Genomic DNA, 5,946 nt, shown 5'->3' on the forward strand with positions numbered 1-5,946 from the left:
GACGCTGACAGGCACGGTGCCGAGCCGCAGCTATCGTGCCCAGGTGGCTACACAACAGCCGGGGCTGGCTGCGCTGATCAATGCGTTTCCTCTGGGGCAGAAGAGCATCAGCGCTGTCAGCGATACATGGTTCGGCAGCGGACGCCAGGTGACGCATGAGGATGCGGGCATTCTGCGCCTGGACTATCACGTTAATGAGCAGATGAATGCGTTTGTCCGTGTCAACACCGATCACTACACGCAGAGTGCGCCGAATGGACTTGCTCCATCGACGGGGTTCAATAACCTGAACACGCCGAATGCAACCATCGGTTTGCAGAACACCTTCACGCCGCGCTTCTATAACGACTTCCGTTATGGATTCAATCGTGCCGAGTTCCTACAGGGACAGACGACACCGTTCCCGTTCGCGCTGTCGATCAGCACATTTACGAGCATCGGCAATCCTGCGGGATCGATCCGTAACGACAACTCGTTTACGGCGCTGGACGATGCGACCTTTCTTTATGGAAGGCATACGTTGAAGGCCGGTATTACGGTGCGCCGCGTGCAGGAGAACAAGGCATCGCCGAACAGTCCGGACGAGACGATTGCCTACGTTGACTACACGACGTTCCTGCAGAACAAGATCGACTCCGATACGTATAACGGTCAGGTGCCTGTGACCGGGCAGCGTATGACCTCGTACTTCGGGTATGTGATGGATCAGTTCAAGCTGAGCCCGACGATCAACCTGAATCTCGGACTTCGCTATGAGTACTTCGGTGTGAATCACGAGGTGCTGGGCCGTGGACAGCTTGTCGATCCACTGCACTGCGCCGCGGTGATCTGCCCGGCGGGAGCGGCGTGGTATGACCCGAACCTTGCTAACTTTTCGCCGCGTGTCAGCGGCACATGGTCTCCGGCAGCGCTGCGCGGCAAGTTTGTGGTGCGTGCCGGCTTCGGCACCTACTACGGCTTCGGTCAGTTCGGCGGGTTGAGTGCGCCGATCTCAAACCTGGCTACCAAGTACACGTTGAATCAGAAGCAGGTGCCTGGTCTTAGCTATCCCATTGCTCCGGGGCTGGGTGTGGCAACGGGAAGCGCCAGTCCGTCGGCGTCGTCCACCAAACGCAGAGATACTGCTGTGAATGAATGGACGCTGTCGATCCAGCAGGAGATTGCGAAGCAGACGATCTTCCAGGTTGCTTACTTCGGAACCAGTGCGGCGCATACCTTCTCGGATACGACGCTGAACGGCATCAATCCGGCGACGGGAACGCGGCCGTACGCGAACTTCTCCACCATCGACTACCGCGCTACGGATGCACATGCGAGCACGAACGCATTGCAGACGAGCCTGCAGCGCAACATCACGCACGGCCTGATCGTATCGGCGAACTATCAGTACTCGCATCAGATTGATAATGGCGGCATCGGCGGCGGCGAGTCGGCTGCTCCGCAGAATGTTGCCTGCCGTGTGTGTGAGCGGGCTTCTGGTGACCAGGACCTGCGGCACTACTTTGCGGCGAGCGCCGTATGGCAGTTGCCCTTCGGCCGTGGCCGGGCGTATCTCAACAGTGTCTCGCGGCTGGGAGATTACTTCATCGGCGGTTGGCAGATGAGCGGTATTGCTTCTGCGCGCAGCGGCCAGCCGTTGAATATCACGGTCAGCCGCAGCGCGACTGCGTTGCCGGATCAGTTGAACAAGGGGCAACGTCCGAACCGTGTACCGGGAGTCTCGATGTATGCGAGCCCTCGTACGCCGGCACTGTGGCTCAATCCGAATGCGTTCTCTACGCCTGCAAACGGCACGTGGGGCAACCTCGGACGTAATGCAGCGCGTGGGCCGTCGCACTGGCAGATCGATCCTGCATTGCGTAAGCGCTTCCCGATTAGCGAGCGCGTCGGCCTGGACTTCAAGGCGGAGGCGTTCAATATCTTCAACGTGGCTCAGTATGGTAAGCCGGCGACGACATGGTCGCAGCCTACGGGATCGGGTACGTCGACTCCGACGAACTTTGGTGTGATCACCAGTTCGTACAACAGCAATCCAACCGGAAGGGGAACGCCACGCGAGCTGCAGTTCAGCCTCAAGATGGAGTTCTAAAAATGTTGGGTGGTGATGTGGTCCCGTTCACGAGGCGGGGCCATATCTTTTTTATCGATGAGGGAATTGCTTTGCATTGTGTGATTCCGCTTCTGTTCCTCGTGGGGCTTACTACGATTGCATTTGCGCAGCGGACGGTCCTCGGAAGTGTGGCTGACTCTTGGCGGTATAAGTTTTAAAGAAGAAGGGGCTTCCGACCGGAAGCCCCTTTTGGTTGCGATTACTTTGCCTTGATCTCGAAGGTGTCTTTCACTTCCCAGGTAACCTTCTCGGCTGCCGGATCGGCGAGACGGTACATCTTGCCGGTAAGTGTGTCTCCCTTGAGTGTGAACTCAACGAAGTGATAGTTGGGGAACTCGTCGTTCTGATACAGATCTTCCGGTTTGCGTTCGACGCGGACAGGAGAGGCTGCTCCGCCACCGGAGACGAGATAGGTAACGCCGCTGCGGGAAAAGCGTTCGTAGTTGTGGATGTGGCCGGCGCTGAGAACGATCTTTGCCTTCATCGTGGGAGCAACGCTCTCAAGGTAGTCGCGCAGCTCAATCTCATTCGGGCGCGGATTGTGGCTGACGTTGATGTGTGTCTGGAAGTCAGCGACCGGCGGATGATGCAGGCTGATGAAGACAAAGCGCACGGAAGCGGGCAGATTCGTGAGCTGGTTGCTCAGCCATTTCCGCTGGTTGCTGTCTGCCTGGAGTGAGGTGTCGCTGTCCAGGGCGATGGTGTAGATCGACTTGCCGAGCTGTGTGGAGTACCAGCGGCGATTACGCAGATACGGGAAGGCGGTCCACCAGTGGTCGAGGGCCTCCTGCGGATCGCCATGAAACTCGTGGTTCCCGAGTGAGGGATAGATGTGCAGATTTTCGTCGCGCCAGATCTTCGTTTCATCACGGAAGACCTGGTAGTCGTTGACGACGTCTCCGCTGTAGGGAACGTCTCCGTTCATCAGCACAGCATCGGGATGTTCTTCGGCGATCTTGCCGACCAGCAGGCGGCGAGCCTGTGGGCTGGTGACCTTGGTGTTGGTGGGGTCGGTAAATCGCTGGTCGCCGTAGACGATGATCCTCGGCGATCGGCTGACATCGCTGTCGGAGACGGTGAAGCTTGGGCCGGGCTGGCTGATGAGGGAGTCGGTTGAGAGGCTTTCGGGCGGAGGAAACTTCCGCTTGCCTTCTTCTTCCTGTGCATGGAGAGCAAGGGAGAAGATCAGGCTGCACGAAAGCACAGGGATCGCATGTCGCATGGAGAATCTGCCTTTCCAGTATGGAATGGTGCATTTCTAAGCGATTGATCTTAGGGAAGCCTTAGTCAGCGCGATCTGTCACTGAACTTTCACGGGGCGGGCAAGCGAGCGGACGGCTTTGTGTAACGAAGCTGTGACAATTCATTACAAAACTGCAGGGTGGTAACACGCTGTCTTCGTGACACACTGCATTCACTCAAAACCAATAGAGCAGTGATGGAAGTGGCTCAGCCCGCTTCCCGGTAGATCCCTATCCGGGGATACGGCGGACGTGTCTCTTCGTGCCGGGTTCCAGACGTACACAACTGATTTCAACTTTGTGAGGCATTTGCTATGCGTCGTCTTCTCCTTGTAGTCTTCGTGTCTCTTCTCGTCAGTGCAGACCTACACCATCCCAAAAGAGGAAGTGCAGAACATTCCTTTGAATGGCCGCAGCTTTACGGCGATGGTGAATCTGCTGCCGGGAGCCACGGGCACCAGTAGCGTGAACGGGCGTGCGGGCATCAACTACATGATCGAGGGCGTCGACAACAACGACCCGGCGAACAACGGATCGGCTGCGAACCAGGGCGGTGTCGGTGGGGTTCCCGGAACCCTTATTCCGATTGATGCCATCGAAGAGTTCTCAGCACAGACGCAGGGCGGCGCGGAATCCGGCAAGTTCGCCGGAGCATCGGTGAACCTGGTGATCAAGTCGGGCACCAATCAGCTTCATGGAAGCCTGTACTACTACGACCGCAATGAGTTCTTCGCAGCGATGAATCCGTTTCTGCGGGCAACCAACATATCGCGGGCGAGCTCCGGCCTGGCGCCGTACGGTAAGTCGAAGGTTCGCTTTCATGAATTCGGCGGATCTCTCGGCGGGCCGATCTTCAAGGACAAGACCTTCTACTTCCTGACCTATGAGCGGCAGGGCTACATTCTGTCGCAGTCGACCAATACTTTTACCGAGCCCTCGACGGCCTATGTGGCGAAGGCGACGGCGCTGCTGGCGACGAAAAATATCAAGCCCAGCCCGATTGCTTTGGGGCTGATCAATACGCTGTGGCAACCGTCGATGCTGACCGGACCGGCGAGCCCGAACAACTATCTGCCCACCAACGCGGCACAGCATGGTTACAGTAACAACCTGATGCTCAAGCTCGACCAGAGCATCAATGCGAAGAATAAGCTTTCGGCACGCTGGTACTGGGGACAGGGCAGCCAGACAGCGCCGAAGGGCAGCCAGAATCCCTGGTACTACCAGGTAGCTGGTATGCACGTCCATAACATTGCGGTGATTCTCAACTCCCAGGTCAACGCAAAGATTACCAACCAGATCGTTGCCGGCGTGGACTACTTCAACCAGCCGTTCAGCGATGCTAATCCAAATGTGGATGCATCGAAGGCCGGCTTCATCGTTGGTCTTGGGCCCGGAAATGTGCAGGGTGCGCCTACGCTGAGCATTTCCGGGTTCGATTCGACGGGGCAGAGTCCGTTCTCGTCGCGTCATGATTTCAGCGGACATTTGTCGGATATCGTGTCGATGTCCTTCGGCAAACACCAGATCCGTACCGGTGGAGAATATCGTCGCACGCAGATCTACGAGGTAGGCAATGGCGCCGGCGGCAACGGCGGAACGCGCGGCAACTTCAGCTTCAGCGGCAACCGTGGATTTGCGGCAGCGAATGGCGCGAACGTCGGCACGGCATATCCTTCCACCTTTACGTACAACGGCGTCTCTACGGCGGTGGACAGCGGCCTGCGTGCACTGGCGGATTATCTGCAGCTCCAATCGAATACATCCACGCTGGTCAATGGTGTGTTGGACCGCATTGCCGGCGTCAACAACTTCAATCTGTATGTGCAGGACGGCTACCAGGTCACCAGCCGCCTGAATCYGACCTTCGGTCTGCGCTGGGATTATCTTTCGCCGATCGGTGATGACCAGAAGGACTTGACCGTCTTCCGTCCCGACGTTGCGGCGAGCGCACTTGCGCCGACGGGCGGGCTGGCAGTGGTGGGGCAGGATGTCTCGGAGCCGTACAAAGCATCGTCGCTGCAACTGGCTCCGCGCGTGGGYTTCTCCTGGCAGGTACCRGGTTTGACGGACACGCTGCTGCGCGGCAGCTTCGGGCTGTACTACGACACACCGTCGACGAACACCTGGCTTTCGAGCAATGGCCTGCTCGGCAATCCCGCGGGAACGAAGCCGCTGTACAACCAGTCGCTGACAAACCCGAATCTTGGCGAGCTGATTGCGTCTTCGCAGGGATCGATCTTCCCGACGAGTCCGAAACTTCCGGGTGCATGTACCGGTTCGACTGCGGCGACGTGCCCGGTGGCCAGCATCGCGGCGGTCGATCCGAACTTTACGACCGCGAACACAGCGAACTATTCGCTCAACGTGGAGAAGGCGATCGGTAAGAATATGGTTGCGCAGGTGGGGTATGTAGGCACGCAGGGTAAGCATCTGCTGAATGCCTACGATCTCAACCAGACGCAGTTGGGCGCGGGTCTGGGCACAACGCCGATCGTGAACGGATTTCTTCCGATCCAGCAGAAGCGGCCGTACATCAGCAAATTCCCGAACTTCGGACAGATCCGTCAGGTAACCAGCGCCGGAGGCGAGAAC

Annotated in this window: 2 protein-coding genes and 1 pseudogene; 2 read left to right on the forward strand and 1 reads right to left on the reverse strand. The window is 58.0% G+C overall.

Annotated features, from left to right (window positions below; all coding sequences use genetic code 11):
* A partial coding sequence (locus AB4043_RS18005) for a TonB-dependent receptor (protein WP_442307691.1) occupies nucleotides 1-2,089 on the forward strand: 2,089 nt, incomplete at its 5' end.
* A gap of 220 nt (nucleotides 2,090-2,309) precedes the next feature.
* Here the strand turns inward: AB4043_RS18005 and AB4043_RS18010 are convergent.
* A complete protein-coding gene (locus AB4043_RS18010; RefSeq protein ID WP_442303443.1) occupies nucleotides 2,310-3,332 on the reverse strand; it encodes a metallophosphoesterase family protein in 1,023 nt (340 codons plus the stop codon).
* Nucleotides 3,333-3,738: 406 nt separating this feature from the next.
* Here AB4043_RS18010 and AB4043_RS18015 point away from each other — a divergent pair.
* A pseudogene (locus AB4043_RS18015) lies at nucleotides 3,739-5,946 on the forward strand (hypothetical protein); the annotation flags it as partial.

The sequence above is a fragment of the Terriglobus sp. YAF25 genome (assembly GCF_052113305.1).
Lineage (GTDB): Bacteria > Acidobacteriota > Terriglobia > Terriglobales > Acidobacteriaceae > Terriglobus.